The sequence below is a fragment of the Bacillus cereus group sp. Sample62 genome (assembly GCF_036851315.1).
GTDB lineage: Bacteria > Bacillota > Bacilli > Bacillales > Bacillaceae_G > Bacillus_A > Bacillus_A wiedmannii.
Genome location: NZ_JAFLPK010000001.1, coordinates 4,109,583 through 4,136,051 on the forward strand (window position 1 = coordinate 4,109,583; position 26,469 = coordinate 4,136,051).

A 26,469-nucleotide genomic window follows, 5' to 3' on the forward strand; every position below is an offset into this window, starting at 1 on the left:
ATTATGTCACCCTCCTAAAGCGGCGCATAATAGAGTGTGAAATGATGTTCATTATAAGAGTAAACAAGAATAACGTTGCGCCTACAGCGTACATGCTGTAATACGTAATTGTTCCATGCGGAGCATCACCTAAGCTCACTTGCACAATATAGGCTGTTAGCGTTTGAATAGAATGTGTCGGATCGAGCGATACATTCGGTGTAGATCCCGCTGCAATTACAACTATCATCGTTTCACCAATTGCCCTGGAAGCAGCTAATATGATCGCTGCCATAATCCCTGTAAAAGCCGAGGGAAACACGACTTGTTTTACCATCTCAAACCGAGTTGCTCCAAGTGCTAACGAAGCTTCTTTCGTCCCTTTCGCTACAGCTCTCATCGCGTCTTCAGATAGAGATGCAATTGTAGGTATCATCATAAAGCCAATAACAATACCTGGACTAATCGCATTAAAAAACTGTAAATCTGGTATAATCCGTTGTAAAAGTGGTGTGACAACTGTTAATGCAAAAAAACCATATACAATTGTCGGAATACCTGCTAATAGTTCTAACATAGGTTTTAATACTTTCCTTGCACCGTTTGAAGCATATTCGCTTAAAAATACGGCACACGCTAAACCGATAGGAATTGCTACGAACATGGCAATTGCTGTTACAAGGAACGTTCCACATATAAGTGGTAATATACCGAATTTAGGATCTTCAAAAAAAGGTAACCATTCTTTTCCCGTCAAAAAGGAGTGTAATGGTATTGTTTGAAAAAACATCAATGTTTCATTTGCCAATGTGAAAATAATTCCAAGTGTCGTTACAATAGACACGCTAGCAATTATTTTTAGTAATAACGGAACTATTCGATTGATTCGCTGCGTTTTTTTTCTTTGTTTTGTATTTCTTTCAATCAAATGTTGTACAGAAAATGTAATTTGACTTTTGTCATTATGAGCCAAAGATGAAAACCCCTCTCCACCCTGACATTACCTTTTTATTTCTGTTAACATCCGCAGCTGTTCATTGTATTTTTCTTTTGGTAATTTTACATACCCAACCTCTTCAGCGAGATCACCAACATGTTGAATCATAAACTCAATATAATTTGCTACATTCATTTTTTTTCGGATAGATGCATCATTCACATAAGCAAATAGCGGCCTAGATAATGGCTTATACTTACCTGATTGAATGGTATCTTTCGTCGGAAGTACACCATTCACTTTTATTGCTCTCACCTTATCTCGATTGGCCATATAATAAGCATATCCTACAAAAGCAATGGCATTTTTATCATTCATTACCCCTTGCATAATAACTTGATCATCTTCAGACAAAGAGACTTTTTTTACAATGCGACTATTTTGTAAGATGACATTTTGAAAATAATCATACGTACCAGAGTCTACACCTGGCGCATAAAACTTCACCTGTTCACGTGGCCATGATGAATGAATTTGTGACCATCGCTTTCCGCTTTCATCTTCACTCCATAATAGACGTAACTCGTCTACCGTCATATTGTCTACCCAAGTATTTTGGCGATTCACAACGATCGTAAGACCATCGTAAGCGACTTCAAACGGTGTAAACTGAATGGAGTTTTTCTTCATTTCATTTTCTTCTACTTGTTTCATTGCTCTCGAAGCATTATTTATATCTACTTCTCCTTTACTGAAACGATTAAATCCTCCTCCTGTTCCAGAAACACTGATAGAAATTTTCACGTTTGGATGCGCCCTTGTATATTCCTCCGCTACTGCTTCTATAATAGGGAAAACTGTTGAGGATCCATCAACTCTCACTTCTCCCATTTCATTCACAGCAAATGCAGTAGACGTGCCAACATAAAGAAAACATGTCGACAGTATGAAAACTTTAATCGATGCACTTATCCATTTCACGTGTTCTTCCTCCTAGAAGTAACCGGAAATAACAGGATTACAGATATAAGAATACTGCTAAACTATTAATTCGGTTTTAATTGTTTGTAAAAGTTTTGTAAAGTTCCACAAGAATCAACATTAGGTAAAACTTTAATCCGTAGCCATTGTTCATTTTCACTGATGATTGGTCCATAAAACCGCTATCCTTCAGAGGGATGCATGAGTATCATTTGTGAGGCCTCTTAATTTTCCGATATGATATGCTTGTCCACTTTATTAAAACGTATGCATAAACCATAAAAAAAAGCACACTATCTTTTCAGATAGTGTGCTTTTTTTACAACTTTTTTATTCATCATCTTGCTCTTTATTTTTCTTTTTATTATCTATTTCCTCTTTTGAAGCTTCGCCATTTTCTATTTTTTTCAAATCAAAGTACGCGTCCATAATGTCACGGCTAATATATCCGTTAATACCTGATTTATCATCTACCCAAGGTACAACAACAGAAAATGCTACTTCAGGGTCTTCAAGTGGCGCATAACCTACTAACGTTAAGTTATATGTTTCTTTACGCTCACCGTTTGCCTTTCTACCAATCTCTTTATCTCCGCCATACACAGTTTGAGCTGTACCTGTTTTACCAGCAGCTTTATATTGTGCACCTGCAAAGTATTTCGCAGCTGTACCACCAGAATCGTTAAATACTTGTCTAAATCCTTCCTGAACACGTTTAATTTGTGATTCAGGCATATCAATACGATTCAGCACTTTCGGTTCCATTGAATGAACCACTTTTCCAACCTCATCTTGTTTCACTGCCGGTTGACGAATTTCTTTCACAACTTGAGGCTGCATACGGTAACCACCATTTGCAATTGTTGAAACATATTGCGCTAATTGAAGTGGTGTATACGTATCATACTGTCCAATTGATAAATCTAATAAGAAACCTGGCTGAATTCCTTTACCTGTTTGGCCCGCTGATTCATTCGGTAAATCAATACCTGTTTTCACACCAAGTCCAAACTGTCCGAAATAATAACGCATCGTATCAAATGCTTTTTGTGGTATATCTAACGTACCACCTCTCACATATTGAACACCTGCGAGATTCATCGCCGTTTTAAACATATAAACGTTAGAAGACATTTTTAATGCTGTCAGATCATTAATATATCCCATCGTCTTCCAAGAAGATTTTTTCGGCGTTCCTTTCAATACGATTGGTTCATCGAGTTGAACTGAACCTGGTTGAATCGCACCTGTTTGATAGCCTGTAAGTACTGTCGCACCTTTTACAGTTGATCCCATCGGATAAGAACTTGTCATCGTTCCTAATGCGAAATCTTGTACTTTCGTTTCGCCATTTTCATTCACTAACTGTTTCCCTGCCATAGATAAAACTTCACCATTTTTTGGGTTCATCATTACAACGAATGCACGATCTAAAAGAGGTTGTCCCCCTTTATATCTCAATAAATTTTTAGTGATAATTTCTTCTACACGCTTTTGTAATTCCATATCAATTGTTAAATTCAGATTGTTACCACTCTGCCCTTTTGATACATTAATCGTTTCTAAAATATTACCGTTTTTATCTGTAATATTTCTCACTTCCGCTTTATTACCGTGCAAACTATCTTCATATTGCTGCTCAAGATAACTTTTCCCTACACGGTCATTTCGATTATAATCACGAACAAGATAGTAATCTAGTCTTTCTCTCGGTAAACCTTCATCAGACGTTGACACCCCGCCAAGTACACTTCGGAATAAATCATCATAAATATACTTTCGATCCCAATCAACATTCGTATCTACACCTGGTAATGCTGCTAGGCTTTCACTAATAATCGCATATTCTTCTTCTGTAGCATCTTTTTTAATAACTTGAGGTGTCATTGCATATCCGCCGTCCATTTTGCTTTTAATCGCTAGTATTTCTAAATCTTTTGCGGATAATTGATTCACTTCTTCTTCTGTCACGCGACTTCGTTGACGTTCATCTAATTCTTTATCGTCAATTTTTTTATCTTTTAACTCTTGACGATCTTTATTCGTAATCTTTTCTTTAGCTTCCTCTTTGTGCATAGCAAGCCAATAATCTTTTTTATCGCGATCTGTTAATTTATCAGTCGGTACTTCAATCAAATCTGCTAGCTTTTTCGCTGTTTCTAAGCGAGCCTCTGCAGTTGATCCTTTCATTTTTGTAAATGTAATCGTACGAACAGCTGCATTATCTACTACAGCTCGCCCATAACGGTCAAATATTTTCCCACGTGGTACAGGATTACTTATCGTCGAGTTCTCTTTCCTCTCCACTTCATTCTTATATTCCTCACCGCGAACAATTTGTACATATCCAAGCCTTACAATAACCGCGGAGAACAATAAAAACACGCAGAAAAACAGCACGTTTAACCGAAAAGGAACGTGAGTCTTTTTCTTTTGTTGTTTCTGCTTCTTGCTCATACAAACCCCCTCTACCAACAGCTATGTAATGTGAAAGGGACACCTTCATACAGGTGTCCTCACTGCTGTCTTACATCTTTTTCTATTCTAGCATAAAACAACCGAGAAGTTAACCTTCTGGTTCTGTTTGATTCTGTGCATTCGCTTGCGTTACAACACTTGTTTTACTTGCATTTCCCTCATCATATTTGACATTTTTAACTGCAAAATAAATAAGAAAATGTCCTGCACCTAAAATACATAATAAGTAAGGCAAACTTTTTTCAGGCGGAAAGAATAATACAGCACATAAAAAACTTAAAACCGAACAAATTCTTCCTGCATTTAACCATAATTCCCGGACTACTACATACTCTACACGCCACTCTCTCGCGTTTTTCGCTCTGCCAATTACATCATATGTCATGGACCCATACGGAACGAGCAAAATAGGGTATGCAACCGCAATACACGCTGCATAAATAAGTAATTTTGCATATGTAACATTGAATATAACTAAAAATACGACAGCATATAAAATAATGCCTCCAAGCAAAATTGCTTTTTTCCGCCACTCTTTCTTTAACATACGAGTGACTAAGTAGTAACATACAAATGATACAGCAGAATTTACTAAGCTATATTTTCCTAAGGCGAGTTCGCTATCCGTCGCTAAATACACGTATACGGAAATCACAAAAATAAACGTTCCCTCTCTCAACCCTTGGAAAAAATGAGCACGTGTAATTCTTCCCCAATTTTTATCAATCTGCCGCTCTTTCAATACTTGTACAATTTCATACCGTCCTTCACATTCTCTCTTAGATACAAAAAAGCTTAAAATGACAGCAATTGCAAATAACAGTAACGAAAGAAAGAATATGACCGTATAGCCACTCCATTTTTCCATACGTGAAATTGTGTATCCAGCTGCTATCGGTCCAATCATGCCAGAGAAGGATGTAAGAAGTCCAAGAAACCCATTAAAGAAATCTCTTGTTTCTGGTTCTGTAATCTCAAATGTTAATAAGTTAAACGCGAGCCAGTAAAAACCATATCCGACTCCTAAAAGAGCCCCCATTAATAAAATATAGTGAGAAGCGCTTTTTCCCGCTACTAAAACAACGATAAAAAAAATTGCTAACGTGCCTACGCCTATTCGTAACAAGATTGAGCGATCAATACGCTTCGCTAATTTCCCACCTATAAGAAATGTGAGAGGCTGTAATACAACGCTGGCCAAATTATACAAGCCAAGATTCACATAATTTTGTGTTTGTTTCCATAAATAAATGTTAACAAACGTATTCGATAAAGAAATTGCGAGCGTGTATAAACCTCCAATAAGGAGCAATAACACTAAATCCCGATTCACTTCAACGTCACCAATTATATGTTTCCACTTCATACACAACTCTCCTTTACTTCATGTTCTAGTCTTCCAAAGACAAGCCCAATTATGTAAAAGGAAAGCATAGAAAAAAGCTAGGAGCATTCTCCTAGCTTTTTTCTATTGTTATTACAATTATTTTGCTTCTTGGTAACGTTTTTCAGCAGCGTTCCAATCTACAACGTTCCAGAATGCACCGATGTAGTCAGGACGACGGTTTTGGTAATTTAAGTAGTAAGCATGTTCCCAAACATCTAAACCTACAACTGGAGTTTTACCTTCAGTTAGAGGAGAATCTTGGTTTGGCGTGCTTGTTACTTCTAACTCACCATTGTTTACTACTAACCAAGCCCAACCAGAACCGAAACGAGTTGCGCCAGCTTTTGCGAATTCTTCTTTGAATGCATCGAAGCTACCGAATTTCGCTTCAATTGCAGTTGCAAGTTCGCCTACTGGTTGTCCGCCGCCGTTTGGAGATAAGATTGTCCAGAAGAATGTATGGTTAGCATGTCCGCCACCATTGTTACGTACTGCTGTACGGATTGCTTCTGGTACTTCGTTTAAGTTTGCAACTAATTCTTCTACGCTTTTGTCAGCTAATTCTGCATGACCTTCTAAAGCAGCGTTTAAGTTTGTAATGTACGTGTTATGGTGTTTTGTATGATGGATGTTCATTGTTTCTTTGTCAAAGTGAGGCTCTAAAGCATCATACGCATAAGGTAAATTTGGTAATTCGTGTTTTGCCATTGTTATATTCCTCCCAGTTTATGTATTGCCACTTAAGTGACATACAACTTCATTCTACCCTAATTGCCATAGGGTGCAAACAAATAAATCACATTGTCTTGCTATCATTAACGTAGCAAAAATCCCACTTCTTTTCAATTAAAATGCTCATATATTCCGTAAAAAAGCTCCCTTCTACAAGGAAGCTTCCCGCTGACATAATAAACATGTGAAATGGATATGGACCCTGTAGGACTCGAACCTACGACCGGACGGTTATGAGCCGTCTGCTCTAACCAGCTGAGCTAAGGGTCCACAATTACGTATGTAACATACATATCAAATAAAGGAATTCCTATCAGATATATCCTTTAAGAAATGTAAGATAAATTTACCATATGGCAAAGAAAAGTGTCAATTGTATTTTTCTCATATAAAAGAAGAAAATTAATAAAAGAAATTTAGTTATCTCCACTATATGTAAATATAATATATCTTGAGATTCTCTAGATTCCTACGTTACAATGATTTTATACATACATAAAGGAAGTGAATCTATGTCCATATTTACCCAATTAGCAAAAAGCGTATATTCGCCTAAAGATATGGCGCTATTCCGTTTTCAAAAAATCGGAAAAACCATTTTGTATATTATGCTACTTTGTCTAATCACTACTATTCCAAGAACATTCTTTTACGGTAGCTTTATTCAAGATAGTGTTACCATGGTAAATCAAGCAATTGAAAAAGATTTACCTGATTTTAAAATCGAAAACGGTGAACTAAAAGCAGATATTGAACAACCTATTCTAAAGGAAGAGGGAGATGCTCTTTTCGTATTTGATCCTAATACAACAGATATAGAAACATATCAAAACAAAACTGGTTTATTTATTTTAAAAGATAAAGTAGTTTCTATAGGAAATGGTCAAACACAAACATACTCCTATAATGATTTATTAGGGACATCTCTTGAGAAGAAAGATTTGCAAGATTTCATTTCTGTATTCGATAGTATTTATCCAATTTTACTAGCTGTTATCGGCGTGTTAGTATACCTATTCCAATTGTTTATTACTTTCTTAGGAATTACTTTACTTGCGTTTATTGGTTCTGCTATGAGCGGTCAACGTAAATTATCTTATAAGCAAGTATGGACGTTAACTGCATACAGCTACACAATTCCAACAATCTTCTTTATGATTATGGATCTATTCAAAATTGTTGTACCTGGTTCAACATTCATTTATATCGCAGTTGTTTTAATTGTTCTTTACTTAACAATTAAAGAAGTTCCAAAACCAAAAGAAAAATAAGAACGAAAAAAAATGCCTAAATAGGCATTTTTTTTTTGGACAAGCATATATTCCTAGCAAAGGAGTGAAGAATATGAAGAGATTAGGTATATTCTTATTCGTGCTTGTTCTTGGTTATATATTTTATTACGATATAAAAATCGGCACTTTACCGATGTTAAGTTCATATAAAAAAACAAATGCGGCCCAAACGATAAAACAAGAAAGTACAGATACAAAACAAAATAAAGAGAACAAAGCAGAAAAAGAAACAGATGTAACTTATAAAACAATTGAAGTCAAAACAGGTGAGACAGTTCTTTCTATTACCGAACAAATTAATAAGAAAAAAATCCCTTCCATTGAAAAGGTAATTGATGACTTTAAACAACTAAACAAAAGTACATCTGCTACAAAAATACAAATTGGAAAGTCTTATAAATTCCCGTTATATCAATAAGCAATCACTTAATCCTTGTCAATTACATAAAGGCGCTGATACAATAGTAAAAGTGAAACCGAGCACTTCGGTTTCTATAGCCCTGTATCACGTATACTTTCATTGATATGAGGGACTAAATAAGAAACTTCTTTTATAAGGAGAGCGATCTATTCGTGAATGAAATGACTCATCGTACAAAAACACGTCCAGTTAAAGTCGGTAATTTAACAATTGGCGGTAATAATGAATTAATTATACAAAGTATGACAACAACAAAAACACATGATGTTGAAGCAACAGTTGCTGAAATTAAACGTTTAGAAGAAGCTGGCTGTCAAGTCGTCCGTGTTGCTGTTCCAGACGAACGCGCAGCAAATGCTATTGCTGATATTAAAAAACAAATCAACATTCCACTTGTTGCTGATATTCATTTTGATTATCGCCTTGCTTTAAAAGCAATTGAAGGTGGCATTGATAAAGTACGTATCAATCCAGGTAACATTGGTCGTCGCCATAAAGTAGAAGCTGTTGTAAATGCAGCAAAAGAACGCGGTATTCCAATCCGTATCGGTGTAAACGCAGGTTCATTAGAACGTCACATTTTAGAAAAGTACGGATACCCAACTGCAGATGGTATGGTCGAGAGCGCCCTACATCACATTAAAATTTTAGAGGACTTAGATTTCCACGATATTATCGTATCTATGAAAGCCTCTGATGTTAACTTAGCAATTGAAGCATACGAAAAAGCTGCTCGTGCTTTTGATTACCCATTACATTTAGGTATTACAGAATCCGGAACATTATTTGCTGGAACTGTAAAAAGTGCCGCTGGTCTTGGCGCAATCTTAAATAAAGGCATCGGAAATACACTACGTATTTCATTAAGTGCTGACCCAGTTGAAGAAGTAAAAGTTGCGCGTGAACTATTAAAGTCATTCGGTCTTGCATCTAATGCAGCAACACTTATTTCTTGTCCAACTTGTGGTCGTATTGAAATTGATTTAATTAGCATCGCTAACGAGGTGGAAGAATACATCTCTACACTAAAAGTACCAATTAAAGTTGCAGTACTTGGTTGCGCTGTAAACGGTCCTGGTGAAGCTCGTGAAGCTGATATCGGTATTGCCGGTGCACGTGGAGAAGGATTATTATTCCGTAAAGGGCAAGTTGTTCGTAAAGTACCAGAAGAAATAATGGTAGAAGAACTAAAAAAAGAAATCGATGTAATTGCTGCTGAAATGGCTGCTGAACGAGAAAAAGAAAAAGAAACACAAGAACAATAAAAAGAAGGTTGCCACAATATTTGTGGCAACCTTCTTTTTTACGTAAAAAAGCTCGTCAGTTATGTAACCGACGAGTTCTTATTTTGCACATTTTGGACAACGGCCGTATATTTCAAACTTATGCCCGGTTACTTCATAACCGTTAAAATCTTTATTCATAAAATCCATCGGGCAGGAAGTAATCTCTTTCGTCCCCCCGCAATCTAAACAAATAAAATGATGATGATGTTCCATAATAGAACATGTAAAACGAAAATGTTTTTCACCATTTAATTCCGTTTGTTCTAAAACACCGATTTCAGCAAACACCGTTAAGTTACGATAAATCGTATCAAAGCTAAGACCTGGATAATCATCCTTCATATGCTCTAAAACGTCTTTCGCCGTTAAATAACGATTGTGAGCTGCAAATAACCTGAGCATTTCTTCCCTTTTTCCAGTATGTTTGTATCCTTTATCTTTCATTAGGCGTAAAGCTTCTGTTAGATTCATATCTATCCCTACTTTATGCAGTTTTTTTCTTTTTCCATAAAATCGCACCAATTAAAATAAGAACTGCTATCATAACAATTGTACCACCTGGTGCTAGATCAAGTTGATATGAAGCAAACATTCCACCAATTACTGCAATTTCACCAAATAAAATGGAAAAGAAAATTGTTTGTTTAAATCCATTCGCAATACGAATACTTGCTGCAACTGGTAACGTCATTAATGATGATACGAGAAGAACCCCTACTACACGCATTGATACTGCAATGACAAGTGCAACCAATATAATGAAAATAAAGTGAATCCACTTTGCACTCAAACCGGTTGATACAGCATATTCCTCATCAAACGATAGTAAAAATAACTCTTTATATAATAAAGTGATCGTTACAATAACAACAATTGCTACAATGCCGATGATTATTAAATCCGTACTTGTTACAGCACTTACACTCCCAAATAAATAACTAAATAAATCAGTGTTAAATCCATTTGCAAGTGATATAAAAATAACCCCAATCCCCATTCCTGCTGAAAGAATAATCGGAATTGCTAATTCTTGATAATGTTTATATACAGTACGTAATTTTTCGATTAGTAACGCTCCACCAATAGAAAAAATCATTCCCATATATAACGGATTTAAAAATCCTCCTGTGAAAATTGTTTTTTCTAGTAGTAAACTTGCAGCAATACCCGATAATGTCACGTGACTTAATGCATCCGCAATAAGCGACATTCGGCGAATGACAACAAATACACCGATAAGCGGTGCAACAAGTCCGATTAAAATCCCTGCATATAAAGAGTTACGTAAAAAGTCATATTGTAAAAAATCTTGTATCATTATATCCTCCCGTGATGCTCATGCTCGTGTTCTAAACGATGAACATGATGTCCATATAAGACGGACATTTCTGCATCTTCTAACTCTCGGAACTTCTCTACATTTCCATGGAAATGTAGATGTTGGTTTAAGCATGCAACATGTGTTACCTTCTCAGTAACAGCTCCCATATCATGAGTAACGAGAATTAATGTGATTCCTAACCTTTTGTTTAAATCCTCTAATATCTCATAAAAACTTTCTACATTCTTCACATCTATTCCAACAGTGGGCTCGTCCAAAATAAGTAATTCAGGATCACTAACGAGCGCACGAGCAATAAATACACGCTGTTGTTGTCCACCAGAAAGTTCTCCGATATTGCGCCCTTGAAACTCACTCATTCCAACATCAGCAATCGCTTTTTCTACCTTTTCCTTATCGTTTTTCGTGAAAAAGCGAAACAGCCCTTTTTTAGAAACGAGTCCCATTGATACAACTTCAAAAACAGTTGCCGGAAAACCAGAATTAAAGCTATTTGCCTTTTGCGACACATAACCAACTTTGTTCCATTCTTTAAACTTCTTACTATCAACACCAAACAAACGAATACTTCCCTGTTTTGGCTTTAAAACGCCTAATAAACATTTTAGCAAAGTTGATTTCCCAGAACCATTCGGCCCAACTAAACCTAAAAAAGCTCCCTTCGGAACTTGCAAATTAATATCTTCTAACACATTTCGATCTTCATATCGAAATGACAATCCTTCTATTTCTAATATATTATTCATATCATCTCACCTATTTTAATTCAGAATGATTCCGATTTATATCTATTTGAATTATAGTACAGCTTATTATAGTTGTAAACCAATCTGCCTAAAATATATCAATTTTTTCAAGAAACCTTTCTATTATAACAAAAAGCAGAGAAAAATTCTCTGCTCCCGAAAAATGTTCCTATAAAATGAAACCTTAATCAGATAAGGCCATCCCCTACCGATTATTTGCCCTCAAATAGCGGGATACATGTTTTTTAGTGGATAGCCGATTTAAACTTGCCACCATTTGTCTCTTGTGTATTCATAATCGTAACAAACGCATTCGCATCAATTTCATACACAATTGATTTTAACTTCGTCACTTCCAGACGCGTTACAACTGCATAAATAACTTCTTTTTCTTTATCCGTGTAACCGCCTTTCGCTACAAGCTTTGTAGTTCCACGACCAAGACGATGCAAAATCGCATTTGATACTTCCTCATATTGATCTGATACAATTAAAACCGCTTTTGTTTCATCTAAACCTTGAATGACTGTATCAATTGTTTTGAAGGCGATATAGTACGCCATAACAGAATACATAGCTTGTTCAACACCAAATACAAATGCTGCCCATGCAAAAATGAATAAGTTCACAAACATTACAAATTCGCCAACAGAGAAAGGCAATTTCTTCGTTAATAAAATACCCATGATTTCTGTTCCGTCCATTGATCCACCATGGCGAATAACGAGCCCTACACCAATACCTAAAATAAGACCCCCAAACACTGTTGCTAAAATCGGCTCTGTTGTAAATGGCGGAACAGCATGTAACGTTGATTCAATAAACGCTAAAGCTACAATACCGAACGCCGAAGATAGCATGAATGTTTTTCCGATTTGCTTATAACCGGAATACATAAATGGGATATTGAGAATAACGACTAAAGTAGAGAAACTTAACCACCAAATATTAGGAGTAAGATAATCTAATATAAGAGAAATACCAATAATTCCACCATCAATAATTTTATTTGGCATTAAAAATAGTTCAATCGCTACCGCTGCGCATGCTGCCCCAAAAATAATCATAACTAAACGATAAATAAGATGGATAACACTTTCTTTTCGATGTTGCTTTTGTTCCATAAGTCCTCCTTATACTCTTTTTCTATAGTTTTGTCCTTATATTATAACATACGCTTCTTTTTCTCATGAAAAAAGAAACTCTACATGAATATGTACAAGCTACGTACTCATATATTTCGATAGAAGAACGTGTGAAGGAGGATAACTCGATGAACCTCATTAAACAACTTGTAAATAAAAAATTAAATCATATTTCTACAAAAGAGTTATTGAAATATAGTAAAGAGTATGCAGTTTCTATTACGACTGCACAAGCGGATCAAATTGTTTTACTTATGAAAGGTAAGAATATTAACATTTACGATAATGACGAACGGCTAGAGCTCTTAAAACAAATAGCAAAAGTAACCTCCCCTGCTACTGCCCAACAAGTAAATACTTTATTTCAGCAACTACTAAAATAAGGAGGGGAAAATCCCCTCCTTATTGCTTATTGCGCTTTAATTTTCTCAAGAATTCCTTCATCAAAATTACCATTTTTCAGCATTTCGATTTCTAATTTATATGGTGGCTTCGTATCTTTTTTATCTTCACCTACATATGGCGTTTCAAGAATTTTTGGTACGTGCATTAACTGCGGGTGATGCACAATATGATGTAACGCTTTATAACCGATATGACCGAAGCCGATATTTTCATGACGGTCCTTTCCTGCGCCGCATACATTTTTACTATCATTAATATGAAGTACTTGCAAACGATCAATACCAACAATCTTATCAAATTCGTTTAATACGCCGTCAAAATCATTTACAATATCATATCCTGCATCGTGCGTATGACACGTATCAAAGCATACTGATAATTTTTCATTATATTTGACACCATCAATAATCTTTGCAATTTCTTCAAAGCTACGACCGCATTCTGTTCCTTTTCCTGCCATCGTTTCTAACGCAATGTTAACCGTCTGCTCTGGCGTTAATACTTCATTAAGCCCTTTAATAATTTGTTGAATACCAGCATCTGCTCCTGCACCAACGTGCGCACCTGGGTGAAGAACGATTTGTTTCGCTACACCTAATGCCGATGTTCTTTCAATTTCCATGCGAAGGAAGTCTACACCTAATTGGAATGTTTCTGGCTTCGTCGTATTCCCAAGATTAATAATATATGGCGCATGTACGATAATTTCCTCAATACCGTTTAGTTCCATATGTTTTCTTCCTGCTTCTATGTTCAATTCTTCAATTGGTTTTCTTCGTGTATTTTGCGGTGCACCTGTATAAATCATAAACGTCGTTGCACCGTATGAAACAGCCTCTTCACTTGCTGCTAATAACATTTTCTTACCACTCATAGAAACATGAGATCCAATCTTTAACATACAATCACCTCTTCAATATACAATAGATATAATGATAGCATAATTTGTAGAAATATGTAGCGAATTGTTTGTTGCTAAAACACTACGCAAATTGTAACTAGCTACACCGAAACTTTAATCAGTGTTTTTCCATTCTCCACCGATTATTATCCCGCAAATAGCCGGATAAAAAAAGATAAGGGGGCTCCCCTTATCTTTTTTTATGGCTATATTTTTTCTTCACTTTGTCACGTTCTGTTGCAAGTTTACGTTTATAGTTTGGTTTTACTTTTTTCGGCTTTTTAATAACTTTCGTTGCCATAACGTCAAGTTCATCATTTGGTTTTTTACGGCTCTTACGACGACGACGTTCACCTAGATCCGCCCACTCATCTCCACGTAACTCTACATGCTTGAACTCAATATGACGTTGTTTTTCTAAACTATCTAACGCTTCTTCGTTTGCTGGATCATAAATCGTCACTGCAATACCTGAATGCCCCGCACGTGCTGTTCTTCCAACGCGGTGAACGAAGAAATCTAAATCTGATGGAAGTTCGTAGTTAATAACATGACTAATCCCTTCAATATCAATACCACGTGCTGCTAAATCAGTTGCAACAATATATTGGAATTCAAGATCACGAATTTGTTTCATCATTTTTTTACGATCACGCGGTGATAAATCTCCGTGAATTCGTCCAACTTTTAAGCCACGTTCCATTAATCCGTCAGCAACCTGATCCGCCATCTTCTTCGTATTCGTGAAAACAACTGCTAAATACGGTTTAAATTGTAGCAACATTTTGTTCACTAAATCGATTTTGTTACGATGTTTAGAAGGTACTAAATAATGCTCAATATTCCCAGCCGCAACTTGTTTTGGATTGATATGAATATGCTCTGGATTCTCCATATATTTCTTCAGAAACGGTTTTAGTTTTTGAGGAATTGTTGCAGAGAAAACTAGCATTTGCAAGTTTCTAGGCATGCGTGATGCAATTTTGTCTACATCATGAATGAATCCCATATCAAGCATTAAGTCTGCTTCATCGACAATAATAGTATTTGCTTTATGAACAAATAATGCTTGCGCTTCTACTAAATCTTTAATACGCCCTGGTGTTCCAACTACAATATGAGGTTGTTTTTTCAACTTTTCAATTGATCGTTGTTTATCAGTTCCACCAATTAAACAACGTGCTGTAATCATTTGATCTTCCGCACAAAACTTTGTTAATTTCACGATTTCTTCGTAAATTTGTTGTGCTAACTCACGAGTAGGCGCTGTAATAACAAGTTGTACTTCTTCACGACTTGCATTAATTCTGTTCAATGTAGGAAGTAAGTATGCATGTGTTTTCCCAGAACCTGTTTGGGATTGTCCAATTACACTTACACCTTTTTTCACGACCGGGAAAATTTTCTTTTGAATTCCTGTCGGCTCTGTAAAGCGTAGTTCACGAACTGCATCTATTAAAAATGGTTTAAAATCATACTGTGTAAAAGTTTGTTGTGTCATAAGTTACACCTTCTTTCTAAATTTCTACTGCGCGCACAAATCAGTCAAGTCTACATTATATCGAAATCTACAAGTAAAATCCATCTTTAGTTTAGGTTTTTACTTCAAAAACTAACCTTCTTCCCTCTTATTGCATATTGTATGTGTATATACCTAACTGAAGAAAGGAGGATTTCTCACATGTTTCCAAAATCCCCTACAAGGCAAATGTATCCGAATCAAGGACAGCAACCTTATACACCATATCCAATTCCACAACTACCACCGATGGCACAAAAAAAGAAAGGGTTCCTTGCTAAACTCTTTAAAAAACACGATCCAACCGAGCCTTTCATGCAAATGGTTCCACCTTATCGACAAATGGATGGACCGCCGCCAATGATGCACCAGCACCAGCAACCGCCGCCCCAATATCAACAACAATATCAACAACAATACCAATACCAACAACAATACCCGCAGCAATACTCACAACAATATCAACCATACATGCAGCAACATCCAGAGCAAATGATCCCCCCTCAAATGTATGAATCAAATGAAACGCGCGGTGGTGCAGCAACTACAGCAGCATCAAGTAGCGGCATCGGCAGTTTTTTGGCGAATTTAATTTCGAATCCAACTAATATGATAAACAATATTGAAAAAGTATCCCAAGTCGTTCAATCTGTAAGCCCTGTCGTCGAACAGTACGGTCCTATTATGCGTAACCTACCAAGCATTGTTAAAATCCTCACCTCTGGAAAAAGTACGGAAGAAGATCCAACTGAAAATCCAACTGAAGACATAACAGAAAAGGTTGAGGTAGCAACTCCGCCGCCTCCACAAAAAAAAAGAAAAAGAAAAAAAATAGTGATTGAGCCTGTCATAGAAAAAGAATTACGAGAGGAGCCTGTTCAAAAAATAGCAACAAAACCAAAACTATATGTGTAACAATCCTTTGTTTTCTATCCATTCCTCCTTTATAATGTAAAAGACTATGCACAAAAGTATCCCTTGTTTAGAAGGAGAGGATTACTCATATGAAAATTGTTAAAATTTCCCCTCGTGGTTATTGCTACGGTGTTGTGGACGCGATGGTTATTGCACGTAACGCCGCATTAGATACATCATTACCGAGACCTATTTATATTTTAGGTATGATTGTTCACAACAAACATGTAACAGATGCATTCGAAGAAGATGGCATCATTACATTAGACGGTCCAAGTCGATTAGAAATTTTAGATAAAATTGAATCTGGTACTGTTATTTTCACTGCACACGGTGTTTCTCCAGAAGTTAAACAACGTGCAAAAGAAAAAGGTTTAACGACAATCGATGCCACTTGTCCAGATGTTACAAAAACACATGACCTTATTGAAGCAAAGAAAGCTGAAGGTTACCATGTCATTTATATCGGCAAAAAAAATCATCCAGAACCAGAAGGCGCAGTTGGTATTGCACCTGATATCGTTCACCTTATCGAAAGAGCTGATGATTTAAAAACATTAGAAATTCCAACAGATAAAATTTTAGTTACAAATCAAACAACGATGAGCCAATGGGATGTTCAACATTTAATGGAGGACATTCAGAAGAAATTCCCAACAGCAGAATTCCATAAGGAAATTTGTTTAGCAACTCAAGTTCGCCAAGAAGCTGTCGCTAAACAAGCTGATGTTGCAGACTTAACAATTGTTGTTGGTGATCCGAAAAGTAACAACTCAAACCGTTTAGCACAAGTATCACAAGAAATCGCTGGTACGAAAGCATACCGCGTTGCAGATGTAAGTGAAATCAAATTAGAATGGCTACAAGGTGTAGAAAACGTAGCTGTTACAGCAGGTGCTTCTACTCCAACTCCAATTACGAAAGAAGTTATCGCTTTCTTAGATCAATATGATCCAATGAATCCCGCTACATGGGAGACAGTTCGAAAAGTACCATTACAAAAAATATTACCTCGTGTAAAAGTGAAAAAAGAACAATAATAAAAACCGTTGCCTATATGAGCAACGGTTTTTATTTTTCTTATACAAATGTAAATGGATCTGTATGTAATTGCGAAGCATGAATGTGTACATTGAGTTTCTTTTCATCCACTTTTTCTTGTAATTGCTTTTGTACTCCTTGCTTCATTACTTTTTCAACGTTATGTCCTGGGTCAACTATATTTAAACCGAGCATCATCGCATCATGAGCAACATGATAATACATGTCACCTGTTACATATACATCCGCTCCTTTAAATTTAGCCTGATTGATGTATTTATTACCATCGCCACCAAGTACAGCTACTTTGCGCACTTTATCATTTAAATCCCCAACAACTCGTGCCCCCTTTACATCTAATGATTTCTTTACATGTTCCGCAAACTGTCCAAGTGTCATTTCTTCTTGTAAATATCCTATTTTTCCAAGCCCTAATGTTTCACCTTTGTTATCAAGTGGATACACATCATATGCTACTTCTTCATATGGATGTGCCGTTACCATTGCTTTAATCACTTTTCGCTGTAGTGAAGCTGGAATTATCGTTTCGATTCGCACTTCTTCTACGCGTTCTAACTGCCCAGTTTCCCCGATATAAGGATTTGTTCCCTCATGAGGTACAAACGTACCTGTACCCTCGCTATTAAACGTACAGTGGCTATAATTGCCGATATGACCAGCACCTGCGTCTCCTAATGCTTTTCGTACTTCTTCTGCATGAGTTACTGGCACAAACACAACAACTTTTTTCATTTCTTCTGCATATGTCGGTGCCAAAACTTCTGTATTTTGCAATCCTAACGCCTCAGCAAGTAAATCATTTACCCCGCCCTTAGCAACATCCACATTTGTATGTGCTGCATAAATGGCAATATCATTTTTAATACACGTTTCAATAATTCTTCCGTACGCTTTATCTGTATGAATCGCTTTTAACGGATTAAAAATTAAAGGGTGATGTGCAATAATGACATTCGCCCCTAATTGAATTGCTTCATCCACAACTTCCTCCGTTACATCTAACGCAATCAATACGTGTTGTACGGGTTTATTAAGCGCTCCAATTTGCAGGCCAATCTTATCTCCTTCCATCGCCAAATGCTTCGGATACATACTTTCAAATAAAGAAATAATTTCATGGCCATTTGGAATTTTACTCATGATAAAACCTCCCGTATCATTTTCATTTTCGCTTCTACTTCCGCACGCTTCGCTTTTGTTTCTTCAGAATCAGCCGCACGTTCTAACTGCTTTAAAATATTTTGGAAGTTTTTCAATTCCCCTTCCCATTTTTCAACGAAAGCTTCACCTTTTTCTTTTATTAAAAATGGCCCCATAAATAATTCCGCTTGTTTATTTTCAGAATAAGGCACCGCGATGTTTCCTCGCTCGCCTACTAAAATCTCGTAAATTTTCCCATCTTCTTTTACGATTTTTTCATGGATAAGCTCCCATCCATTCTCAATAAACCATTCACGAATGTGATGCGCTGCAATATTCGGCTGTAAAATTAAACGAGTTACCCCTTCTAATTTTTCTTTACCACTTTCTAAAATGTCACGAATTAACGCTCCGCCCATTCCAGCAACCGTAATTACATCTACTTCTCCTGGCGCGATAACAGCTAATCCATTCCCTTTACGCACGTCTACTTTATCTTGTAAGCCACTTTCAGCTACAGTTGCTTGCGCAGAGCGAAATGGCCCATCTACAACCTCTCCAGCAACTGCTTTTGTAGCAATATTATTTATAATTGTATAACACGGTAAATACGCATGATCCGATCCAATATCAGCAACTGTAGATCCTGCCGGTATTTCACGCACAACTTCTTCTAATCGTTTTGAAAGCTTTACTTCATTCATGTATTTCCATTACTCCTTCTCTTGTCAGTCTGTCTCCATGATAATGAATTTATGGTAGTTGTTGCAAGCCTATAACAACAATTCCATTCTCTATCACTCATCGTATTTTAGAAAATATAGAAAAACAAGCCCTTTGCATAAGCAAAAGGCTTGTCATACGGAACTTTATTTTTTCTTCGATAACCAATCAGCTACTTTAGCGGCTTGATCAGCCGGAACTAAATTGGCAGGCATATTTCCTTTTCCTTTCGAAAGAATTTCTTTAATTTCATCTTTTGAAAGTTTTCCACCAATTTTTTGTAAATTAGGCCCTACTGCCCCTTGTAACTGATCACCGTGGCAGCTCGTACAGCTTTGCTTCACAATATCCTCTGGTTTTGATGCTGTTTGTGCTGGCTTCCCGCCATTTTTTGCATCAGCTAACTCTTTAGATTTATTTAGCCCCTGAAATGAAAATACAAACATAACGATAATACCTAATGCTGCAATAAGAGCGAACGGAATCAGCGGATTACGTTTCATATCTCTTCTCCCCCCTCTATACCCCTGAATAGTTAGATGATTCAGTCATTTCCATTGTACTTGAAAACGCTCTATCAGAAAAGAGTAAACTACTAATCGTTAAAAATATTCCATAAATTCAGTTTATTGTTTTTTATTGTTATATCGCTTATTATTTCGATAATTATTAACGTTTCTCATCATATTTTTCACTTTTCTACATATATTTTTGTATAGAATACACAAAATTAATCGAAAAATCGAAAAATGAGCATTTGCAAATCAAAAGACAATTCTGTAAAATAAATTACAAGAAATTGTAATCGTTGCCGATAGCTAAAGTTTAACAAAAGTTAACAAAATAAAAAAGTTTACTTCACAAAGGTGAAGTAAACTTAAAGGTAGCCTATTCTAAGAAATCCTTAAGACGCTTACTACGGCTTGGATGTCTTAATTTACGAAGTGCTTTTGCTTCAATTTGACGGATACGTTCTCTCGTTACGCCGAATACTTTCCCAACTTCTTCAAGCGTACGAGTTCGTCCATCATCTAAACCAAAACGAAGACGTAGAACATTTTCTTCACGATCTGTTAGTGTATCTAACACATCTTCTAATTGTTCTTTTAGCAATTCATACGCTGCATGGTCCGCAGGCGATGTTGCTTCTTGGTCTTCAATAAAATCACCTAAATGGGAGTCATCTTCTTCACCGATCGGTGTTTCAAGAGAAACTGGCTCCTGTGCAATTTTTAAGATTTCGCGTACTTTTTCTGGAGCAAGATCCATTTCTTCACCAATCTCTTCAGGAGATGGTTCGCGTCCTAAATCTTGTAGTAATTGACGTTGTACACGAATTAACTTATTAATCGTTTCAACCATATGAACTGGGATACGAATTGTTCGTGCTTGGTCTGCAATCGCACGTGTAATCGCTTGGCGAATCCACCAAGTTGCATACGTACTAAATTTGAAACCTTTACGATAATCGAACTTTTCAACCGCTTTAATTAGACCCATATTCCCTTCTTGGATTAAGTCTAAGAAAAGCATACCACGGCCCACGTAGCGCTTTGCAATACTTACAACAAGACGTAAGTTTGCTTCTGCAAGACGACGTTTCGCTTCTTCATCGCCTTCTTCAATACGCGTTGCAAGTCGAATTTCTTCTTCTGCAGATAGTAAATCTACACGACCAATTTCTTTTAAATACATACGAACGGGATCATTGATTTTAACCCCAGGTGGTACACTTAAATCATTAAGGTCAAATTCTTCTTCCGCTTTTGTAATTTGGCGATTATTAGGACCTTCGTCGTTATCATTGTCACCAACTAAGTCAATCCCTTGTTCACCTAAATATTCATAGTATTCATCCATTTGATCGGATTCAATTTCAAATCCATTCATGCGTTCTGCAATCTCTTCATATGTAAGAACGCCACGTTTTTTTCCGAGCTCAGTGAGTTGTTCTTTCACTTGCTCAAGGGTCATTTCAGTTTCAATTTGTTTAGAACGAGCTGGTTTGTCAGCCATCTGTTCCCCTCCTTACGCGAGATACAAACATTCATTATACTAAAAATTTATCAAAAAAGCTATTTTCTCGCTTTTTGATTTTGTAAATATGCTACATAATATTTAGCAGCCTCTACAGGATCTGTTTTTTCCATTTGTTTTACCTTAAAGATGATTTCCATCTTTTCAAGTTTTTCTTGATGACGGCTGAGCGTCTCCAAATGGCCTTGTAACACTTCTTCTGTGTATTCTGGATTAATAAATTCATCCGTCGAAATATCAGTGATAATATTTTTCAACTTCTCATCAGAGAGCCAACTTAAAAATGTTCCGACTGAAGGTTCATTTCCCTTTTCATAATATGCGTATAGTTCATATAAAATCCCTTTATGTTCTTCTGTATGAAAATCTTCTATGTGGGATTCCATACGAACAGCCACTTCTGGACTTTGCAACATATGATAAATAATTTCTCTTTCTGCCCTTTCAAAACCTGTTAACTTCGGTTTTGTTTGAACAATTTGAGACGGCTTAGAAACCTGCTTTACTTGTTTTTGCTGTACCTTTTGTTCTTTGCGATATTGGTGCAATTGATTCAAAAGAGTTTCCATTGAATACGAAAATTCTTGCGATAATGATTTCAAATATGATTCTGCCTGCATCGCATCCTGTAGCAACGATAACTCTTTTAAAACACTTTTCACATATTCTTCTTTGCCAGACTCATCTTGCAAATTTTTCCCTAAACGCAAATAATTTATTTTAAAACCAACAAAACTTATACTTGATTTCACAAGATTTTCAAAAGCAGTTGTCCCATATTGTTGCACATATTCATCAGGATCAAGCTTATCTGGCAAGGATGTAACTTTCACTTGGCAACCAACTTTTAGCAATAATTGCCCTGCTTTCATCGTTGCTTCTCGCCCTGCTTTATCACCATCATAGCAAAGAACAACAGTTTCAACGTTACGTCGCAGAAGTTTTGCTTGTTCTTCAGTTAAAGCTGTTCCCATTGTCGCAACAGCTTCTTCCACACCACTTTTTACCGCAGCCATTACGTCAGCATACCCTTCAAAAAGGACCACTTGCCCACGTTTTCTAATAAACGGCCTCGCTTGGTGGAAGTTATACAACAATTTACTTTTATGAAAAATCGGTGTTTCAGGGCTATTTAAATATTTCGGAGTGTCATCTCCTAACGCCCTTCCACTAAACGCTATCACTTTACCTTGTAACGTATAGATTGGAAACATAACTCTTCCACGGAAGCGATCATAATGACTACCATCCTTCTCGCTCCTTATGAGAAGACCAGCTTGTTCCATACTAGACAGCGATAAACCTCTTTTTTGTAAAATTTTCGTTGCTGCATCCCAAGCAGGTGACGCATAACCAATTTCAAACTTCTCAATCATCTCTTTCGTAATACCACGTTTTAACAAATACGAAAGTGCTTCATTTCCTTCTTCTGTATTTACTAATAAATGATGATAATACTTTTTCAAAAGTTCATGAGCCTGTTGCATGATGACAGTGTCATCAGATATGTCTTCTTGTTGTCCTTGCCCTGATGTATACTCTGCAACTGCAGTTCCATTTCTTTCACCTAGCTTTTGAACAGCCTCGGTAAAAGCCAATCCTTCCATTTTCATTAGAAAGGAAAATACATTTCCACCTTCTCCACATCCGAAGCAATGAAAAATTTGCTTATCAGATGAAACAGAGAATGAAGGAGAATTCTCACCATGAAATGGACAAAGGCCAAAATAGTTACGCCCCTGTTTTCTAAGTTGAACGTATTCACCAATCACTTCTACAATATCCGATGACGTCCGAATCTGTTCAACAACTTCTTCGGGAATTCTGTTCCCCATAAATCCATCTCCGTGTCGTATTTTGTATTCGATAAAAATTAAAAAATTCCTTTATAATTCGACAATATTTTTTCTAAACTTATTAGAAAGTGTTGTCGATCACGTTATCAAACGATTTTGTAGGCCCTTTTCTGCGTCATTTCGCACATACGTACCTACTATATAAAATTGTATCCATTTGCTCACCTGTTACAAATGTACCTCCTGGAGACAATACATATACAATTTTTTACAAGAAGACTAGCAAGCACCATATCCTATGTGATCACGAGATCTGTTTTTTGCATGTTGATACATATAAAAAATCAACTTTAGCTTATTCAGCATCTACATAGATCCAATTTTCCTTGCTACTTCCTTAAACGATGAGCATACGATGTGACAAACAAAATTTCGACATGAACTTTCGTTCCAGCTTGCACAATTTTCAGCATTCACAGGATGTGCATCTGCATCAACTAATACGATATTGATGTTTTGCATATTTCTGTATTCTACATCCCTTCTGCGAATCCTTCCATAATGTGCGTTTTCTTGTATAGATTTTGTCGATTTAACGTAATTACATGTCTTTTCGTAAATCCTATCCCTAGTTTATTCTGAAAAATTAAAGTCTAAACGTAAAATATAGGTTTTTATCACAATTTTTTATTATAATATATTTTCTTCAACTACGCTACATATCCCTTTATTTTTTCATCTTCTATTTCAGGATAACGAAACCCTGCCTTTAGCATAATAAAAAGACAGAAGAATATAAGTATAACCACTCCGCTATAATCTATTACGAAATCAACAGGTATTGTGTTTCTCACGAGCGAAAAAAGCACATTCACCTTTGGTAAATGTGCTAAAACAATTTTTGGTTTTGCACTGCATTCACAATAATGTTGGCTGTTTCTTCAATCGCTTTATTCGATACATCAATTACTTGACAATTTATTTTACCAACTACATTCTCAAAGTGATCAATTTCTTCTTTAATACGATTAATATTGGCATATGTTGCACCATCACTTAGTCCAAGTGATTTCAATCGCTCTTTTCGAATATGATTCAACTTATCTGGCGTAATTTTCAAACCGAAGCATTTTTCTTTAGCTACTTGATATAATTCTTCAGGCGGATCTACTTCTGGTACGAGCGGTACATTGGCAACTTTCAAACGTTTGTTATGAGCTAAATATTGAGAAAGCGGTGTTTTTGATGTGCGCGAAATTCCAATCAACACGATATCTGCTTTTAAAATACCACGTGCGTCTCTACCATCATCATACTTTACAGCAAACTCAATCGCTTCAATCTTTTTAAAGTATTCTTCATCTAATCTACGAACAACACCCGGTTCATATCTTGGTACTTGCCCTGTAATTTCTTCAATTTGATCGATAAGAGGCCCGATAATATCATATGCCTCTACGCCTTCTTTCGCAGCCTCTGTCACTAAATACTGACGCATGTCAGGCTTTACTAACGTAAAACAAATAAGCGCTTGATTGTTCTTAGCAATCGAAATCACTTCTTTTAATGTCCCTGTATCTTCTACATACGGTACACGTCTAATATCAGGAGCAAATGGGAATTGCCCCATCGCTGCTCGAACAACCAAATCAGCCGTTTCTCCAACAGAGTCAGATACGACATATACGATTTTATTATCCATTACATTACCTCACTTTAAACAAATTACACTTATTCGTTATTTACTAAGTTTACAAACGCACGTGTAATATTTGTTTTTGTAATTCGTCCAATCACTTCTAAACCTTGTTTCGTATCTTTTACAACTGGCATCGCATCAATCTGTCTTTCTATTAATTCCATCGCAATATCATATAAAGAATCTTCTCTACGGCACATCGCAATGTTCGGCATCCTTGTCATGATAATATTAACCGGAAGAGAGGTTAAATCCTGCTTTCCAAGGCTAGCTCGTAATAAATCTTTACGAGATACAACGCCAACTAATAGCGTCGATTGATCTACAACGAACAATGTACCTACGTCCTCTAAAAACATAGTACAAATCGCATCGTATACTGATACATTTTTATCAATTACAGCTGGTCTAGATTGATAATCTTGTACTTTAATTTTCTTAACAGCTTCAGATAATAGCTGCCCCCCGGTTTTACCCGTATAAAAATAACCTACGCGTGGACGCGCTTCTAAATAACCAGCCATCGTTAAAATTGCTAAGTCTGGTCTTAGCGTTGCACGTGTTAGTCCTAATTGCGCAGCAATTGACTCCCCTGTAATAGGACCGTGATCTTTTACAATCTGAATGATATGTTCTTGCCGTTTATTCAGCTCTATGATAATCACCACCTTTAATGCACAACGAAAAAAGTTATACTATCTCTTAAATATTATATACTAAATATGCTATTTGAAAAAGATAGGATGTAAAAAGGACCGTATACGGTCCCAAATTATATTTGAAACTTATCAAGTTGTTCTAAGAAACGTCTTGACTTCAAATAAATCCCGCAATATTCATCATAATATGTATTCAATACTAAACGCATTTGTTTTTTTGTGCTATCCTTCACTGATACATTGCCAAGTCTATGTAAATCGAAGTGGTAGAAAAGACGTAATAATTTATGAACAGCTTCCCCCACTGGTATACGATACTGATCTTGCTCAGCATGACGCGAGCACAGAAAACCGCCTTCCCGGACAGAGAAGGCGACAAAATCTGTTTCTTGATGACAAATCGCACATGTATCAAAGTACGGGCGCATCCCTAATACCGGAAGCATTTTCGTTTGATAAATTAATGATAATACTTCTGAATCAACACCCTCACACATATAATGCAACGTTTGATATAACATTTCAAATAAATATGGATTATGTTTTTTATCTTCTGTTGCTTTATCAGTTAACTCAACAATAAATGATGCATAAGCAGTTAAAAATATATCCTCGCGAATTTCTTTCATAGTTGAAATAATCTCGCCTTGTTGCAAAGTTCCAAGTCCAGATCCCATTTGAATAAGAAAATTACCATGGGTCATAAGTTGCGAAACAGATGCTAACCGGCTTTTCGGTTTTTTCGCTCCTCTTGCCATTGCACTTACCTTACCCAATTCTCTTGAGAATATTGTAACAATCTTGTTCGTTTCTCCGTAATCTGTCGTACGGATAACGATGCCCTCAACTTTTTGAAACATGTTCGTCACCATCCAAGGTTTGAACAA

The 26,469-nt window shown here is 36.3% G+C and carries 25 protein-coding genes and 1 tRNA gene; 6 read left to right on the forward strand and 20 right to left on the reverse strand.

Features of this window, described 5'->3' with window-relative positions; all coding sequences use genetic code 11:
- Window position 1: 1 nt before the first annotated feature.
- The 6 genes from pstC to J0835_RS20975 form a co-directional block, all read right to left on the reverse strand.
- Window positions 2-952, reverse strand: coding sequence for a phosphate ABC transporter permease subunit PstC (pstC, locus tag J0835_RS20950; protein ID WP_087981960.1), 951 nt, complete (start codon window positions 950-952; stop codon window positions 2-4).
- A 27-nt stretch (window positions 953-979) separates the two neighbouring features.
- Window positions 980-1,897 carry a phosphate ABC transporter substrate-binding protein PhoX gene (phoX, locus tag J0835_RS20955; protein WP_087981961.1) on the reverse strand — a complete coding sequence of 306 codons (918 nt, stop codon included), beginning with the start codon at window positions 1,895-1,897 and terminating at the stop codon, window positions 980-982.
- A gap of 330 nt (window positions 1,898-2,227) precedes the next feature.
- The gene (locus J0835_RS20960; protein WP_087981963.1) at window positions 2,228-4,354 is read right to left on the reverse strand and encodes a peptidoglycan D,D-transpeptidase FtsI family protein; all 2,127 of its coding nucleotides are present in this window, start codon (window positions 4,352-4,354) and stop codon (window positions 2,228-2,230) included.
- 109 nt (window positions 4,355-4,463) lie between these two features.
- Window positions 4,464-5,741: an MFS transporter gene (locus J0835_RS20965; RefSeq protein ID WP_087981965.1), complete on the reverse strand. Its 1,278-nt coding sequence runs from the start codon at window positions 5,739-5,741 to the stop codon at window positions 4,464-4,466.
- A 117-nt stretch (window positions 5,742-5,858) separates the two neighbouring features.
- Window positions 5,859-6,470 carry a superoxide dismutase [Mn] gene (gene sodA / locus J0835_RS20970; RefSeq protein WP_001052034.1) on the reverse strand — a complete coding sequence of 204 codons (612 nt, stop codon included), beginning with the start codon at window positions 6,468-6,470 and terminating at the stop codon, window positions 5,859-5,861.
- A 220-nt stretch (window positions 6,471-6,690) separates the two neighbouring features.
- Window positions 6,691-6,764, reverse strand: a tRNA-Ile gene (locus J0835_RS20975).
- Window positions 6,765-7,006: 242 nt separating this feature from the next.
- On the opposite strand from J0835_RS20975, the gene J0835_RS20980 reads away from it, so the two are divergent.
- From J0835_RS20980 to ispG, 3 genes are all read left to right on the forward strand, one after another.
- Window positions 7,007-7,765 carry a DUF1189 domain-containing protein gene (locus tag J0835_RS20980; RefSeq protein WP_000021902.1) on the forward strand — a complete coding sequence of 253 codons (759 nt, stop codon included), beginning with the start codon at window positions 7,007-7,009 and terminating at the stop codon, window positions 7,763-7,765.
- Between the two features lie 73 nt (window positions 7,766-7,838).
- Complete coding sequence (locus J0835_RS20985) at window positions 7,839-8,204, forward strand: hypothetical protein (protein ID WP_064474783.1); 366 nt, start codon at window positions 7,839-7,841, stop codon at window positions 8,202-8,204.
- Window positions 8,205-8,368: 164 nt separating this feature from the next.
- Entirely contained in the window at window positions 8,369-9,472 is a 1,104-nt protein-coding gene (ispG, locus tag J0835_RS20990; protein WP_075308387.1) for a flavodoxin-dependent (E)-4-hydroxy-3-methylbut-2-enyl-diphosphate synthase, read from the forward strand.
- A gap of 78 nt (window positions 9,473-9,550) precedes the next feature.
- On the opposite strand, the gene J0835_RS20995 is transcribed toward ispG, so the two are convergent.
- From J0835_RS20995 to J0835_RS21010, 4 genes are all read right to left on the reverse strand, one after another.
- A complete protein-coding gene (locus J0835_RS20995; RefSeq protein ID WP_001054512.1) occupies window positions 9,551-9,964 on the reverse strand; it encodes a Fur family transcriptional regulator in 414 nt (137 codons plus the stop codon).
- Window positions 9,965-9,977: 13 nt separating this feature from the next.
- On the reverse strand, window positions 9,978-10,811 hold the full coding sequence (locus J0835_RS21000; protein WP_000613823.1) for a metal ABC transporter permease: 834 nt from the start codon (window positions 10,809-10,811) through the stop codon (window positions 9,978-9,980).
- Window positions 10,811-11,581 (reverse strand): metal ABC transporter ATP-binding protein, encoded by a 771-nt coding sequence (locus tag J0835_RS21005; RefSeq protein ID WP_001059649.1) that lies wholly within the window; start codon window positions 11,579-11,581, stop codon window positions 10,811-10,813. Before J0835_RS21005 ends, J0835_RS21000 begins: the two co-directional genes overlap by 1 nt.
- A gap of 245 nt (window positions 11,582-11,826) precedes the next feature.
- On the reverse strand, window positions 11,827-12,705 hold the full coding sequence (locus tag J0835_RS21010) for a YitT family protein (protein WP_087981967.1): 879 nt from the start codon (window positions 12,703-12,705) through the stop codon (window positions 11,827-11,829).
- 149 nt (window positions 12,706-12,854) lie between these two features.
- Here J0835_RS21010 and J0835_RS21015 point away from each other — a divergent pair, with 149 nt between their 5' ends.
- Complete coding sequence (locus J0835_RS21015) at window positions 12,855-13,109, forward strand: DUF2624 domain-containing protein (RefSeq protein WP_087981969.1); 255 nt, start codon at window positions 12,855-12,857, stop codon at window positions 13,107-13,109.
- 26 nt (window positions 13,110-13,135) lie between these two features.
- Here the strand turns inward: J0835_RS21015 and J0835_RS21020 are convergent, their stop codons facing one another.
- Window positions 13,136-14,032: a deoxyribonuclease IV gene (locus J0835_RS21020; RefSeq protein WP_087981971.1), complete on the reverse strand. Its 897-nt coding sequence runs from the start codon at window positions 14,030-14,032 to the stop codon at window positions 13,136-13,138.
- Window positions 14,033-14,222: 190 nt separating this feature from the next.
- Window positions 14,223-15,533 (reverse strand): DEAD/DEAH box helicase, encoded by a 1,311-nt coding sequence (locus tag J0835_RS21025; RefSeq protein WP_087981972.1) that lies wholly within the window; start codon window positions 15,531-15,533, stop codon window positions 14,223-14,225.
- 180 nt (window positions 15,534-15,713) lie between these two features.
- Between J0835_RS21025 and vrrA the strand changes: the two genes are divergently transcribed.
- Together vrrA and J0835_RS21035 are read left to right on the forward strand one after the other, a co-directional pair.
- Window positions 15,714-16,466, forward strand: coding sequence for a VrrA/YqfQ family protein (vrrA, locus tag J0835_RS21030; protein ID WP_087981974.1), 753 nt, complete (start codon window positions 15,714-15,716; stop codon window positions 16,464-16,466).
- A gap of 89 nt (window positions 16,467-16,555) precedes the next feature.
- Window positions 16,556-17,506, forward strand: coding sequence for a 4-hydroxy-3-methylbut-2-enyl diphosphate reductase (locus J0835_RS21035; RefSeq protein WP_087981976.1), 951 nt, complete (start codon window positions 16,556-16,558; stop codon window positions 17,504-17,506).
- Window positions 17,507-17,546: 40 nt separating this feature from the next.
- Here J0835_RS21035 and J0835_RS21040 read toward each other — a convergent pair whose 3' ends face one another.
- The 8 genes from J0835_RS21040 to recO form a co-directional block, all read right to left on the reverse strand.
- Window positions 17,547-18,668 (reverse strand): Nif3-like dinuclear metal center hexameric protein, encoded by a 1,122-nt coding sequence (locus tag J0835_RS21040; RefSeq protein WP_087981978.1) that lies wholly within the window; start codon window positions 18,666-18,668, stop codon window positions 17,547-17,549.
- Entirely contained in the window at window positions 18,665-19,372 is a 708-nt protein-coding gene (locus tag J0835_RS21045) for a tRNA (adenine(22)-N(1))-methyltransferase (protein ID WP_001006530.1), read from the reverse strand. Before J0835_RS21045 ends, J0835_RS21040 begins: the two co-directional genes overlap by 4 nt.
- Before the next feature lie 165 nt (window positions 19,373-19,537).
- The gene (gene cccA / locus J0835_RS21050) at window positions 19,538-19,894 is read right to left on the reverse strand and encodes a cytochrome c550 (RefSeq protein ID WP_000828143.1); all 357 of its coding nucleotides are present in this window, start codon (window positions 19,892-19,894) and stop codon (window positions 19,538-19,540) included.
- Between the two features lie 385 nt (window positions 19,895-20,279).
- Entirely contained in the window at window positions 20,280-21,407 is a 1,128-nt protein-coding gene (gene rpoD, locus J0835_RS21055) for an RNA polymerase sigma factor RpoD (RefSeq protein WP_000764061.1), read from the reverse strand.
- Between the two features lie 59 nt (window positions 21,408-21,466).
- Window positions 21,467-23,263, reverse strand: coding sequence for a DNA primase (dnaG, locus tag J0835_RS21060; RefSeq protein ID WP_048562283.1), 1,797 nt, complete (start codon window positions 23,261-23,263; stop codon window positions 21,467-21,469).
- Window positions 23,264-24,113: 850 nt separating this feature from the next.
- Entirely contained in the window at window positions 24,114-24,926 is an 813-nt protein-coding gene (locus tag J0835_RS21065; RefSeq protein ID WP_087981980.1) for a pyruvate, water dikinase regulatory protein, read from the reverse strand.
- A 29-nt stretch (window positions 24,927-24,955) separates the two neighbouring features.
- Window positions 24,956-25,588 (reverse strand): helix-turn-helix transcriptional regulator, encoded by a 633-nt coding sequence (locus tag J0835_RS21070; protein ID WP_000583755.1) that lies wholly within the window; start codon window positions 25,586-25,588, stop codon window positions 24,956-24,958.
- Between the two features lie 107 nt (window positions 25,589-25,695).
- A complete protein-coding gene (gene recO, locus J0835_RS21075; RefSeq protein WP_000487012.1) occupies window positions 25,696-26,442 on the reverse strand; it encodes a DNA repair protein RecO in 747 nt (248 codons plus the stop codon).
- Window positions 26,443-26,469 lie beyond the last annotated feature (27 nt).

Coding starts and splice junctions, on each gene's coding strand:
- J0835_RS21010 (WP_087981967.1), bottom strand. CDS start 12,705: ATGGAACAAAAGCAACATCGAAAAGAAAGTGTTATCCATCTTATTTAT.
- J0835_RS21025 (WP_087981972.1), bottom strand. CDS start 15,533: ATGACACAACAAACTTTTACACAGTATGATTTTAAACCATTTTTAATA.
- sodA (WP_001052034.1), bottom strand. CDS start 6,470: ATGGCAAAACACGAATTACCAAATTTACCTTATGCGTATGATGCTTTA.
- recO (WP_000487012.1), bottom strand. CDS start 26,442: ATGTTTCAAAAAGTTGAGGGCATCGTTATCCGTACGACAGATTACGGA.
- J0835_RS21015 (WP_087981969.1), top strand. CDS start 12,855: ATGAACCTCATTAAACAACTTGTAAATAAAAAATTAAATCATATTTCT.
- rpoD (WP_000764061.1), bottom strand. CDS start 21,407: ATGGCTGACAAACCAGCTCGTTCTAAACAAATTGAAACTGAAATGACC.
- J0835_RS20960 (WP_087981963.1), bottom strand. CDS start 4,354: ATGAGCAAGAAGCAGAAACAACAAAAGAAAAAGACTCACGTTCCTTTT.
- J0835_RS20980 (WP_000021902.1), top strand. CDS start 7,007: ATGTCCATATTTACCCAATTAGCAAAAAGCGTATATTCGCCTAAAGAT.
- J0835_RS21035 (WP_087981976.1), top strand. CDS start 16,556: ATGAAAATTGTTAAAATTTCCCCTCGTGGTTATTGCTACGGTGTTGTG.
- J0835_RS21020 (WP_087981971.1), bottom strand. CDS start 14,032: ATGTTAAAGATTGGATCTCATGTTTCTATGAGTGGTAAGAAAATGTTA.
- J0835_RS20965 (WP_087981965.1), bottom strand. CDS start 5,741: ATGAAGTGGAAACATATAATTGGTGACGTTGAAGTGAATCGGGATTTA.
- J0835_RS20985 (WP_064474783.1), top strand. CDS start 7,839: ATGAAGAGATTAGGTATATTCTTATTCGTGCTTGTTCTTGGTTATATA.
- vrrA (WP_087981974.1), top strand. CDS start 15,714: ATGTTTCCAAAATCCCCTACAAGGCAAATGTATCCGAATCAAGGACAG.
- ispG (WP_075308387.1), top strand. CDS start 8,369: ATGACTCATCGTACAAAAACACGTCCAGTTAAAGTCGGTAATTTAACA.
- J0835_RS20995 (WP_001054512.1), bottom strand. CDS start 9,964: ATGAATCTAACAGAAGCTTTACGCCTAATGAAAGATAAAGGATACAAA.
- J0835_RS21040 (WP_087981978.1), bottom strand. CDS start 18,668: ATGAGTAAAATTCCAAATGGCCATGAAATTATTTCTTTATTTGAAAGT.
- cccA (WP_000828143.1), bottom strand. CDS start 19,894: ATGAAACGTAATCCGCTGATTCCGTTCGCTCTTATTGCAGCATTAGGT.
- J0835_RS21045 (WP_001006530.1), bottom strand. CDS start 19,372: ATGAATGAAGTAAAGCTTTCAAAACGATTAGAAGAAGTTGTGCGTGAA.
- J0835_RS21000 (WP_000613823.1), bottom strand. CDS start 10,811: ATGATACAAGATTTTTTACAATATGACTTTTTACGTAACTCTTTATAT.
- dnaG (WP_048562283.1), bottom strand. CDS start 23,263: ATGGGGAACAGAATTCCCGAAGAAGTTGTTGAACAGATTCGGACGTCA.
- J0835_RS21065 (WP_087981980.1), bottom strand. CDS start 24,926: ATGGATAATAAAATCGTATATGTCGTATCTGACTCTGTTGGAGAAACG.
- J0835_RS21005 (WP_001059649.1), bottom strand. CDS start 11,581: ATGAATAATATATTAGAAATAGAAGGATTGTCATTTCGATATGAAGAT.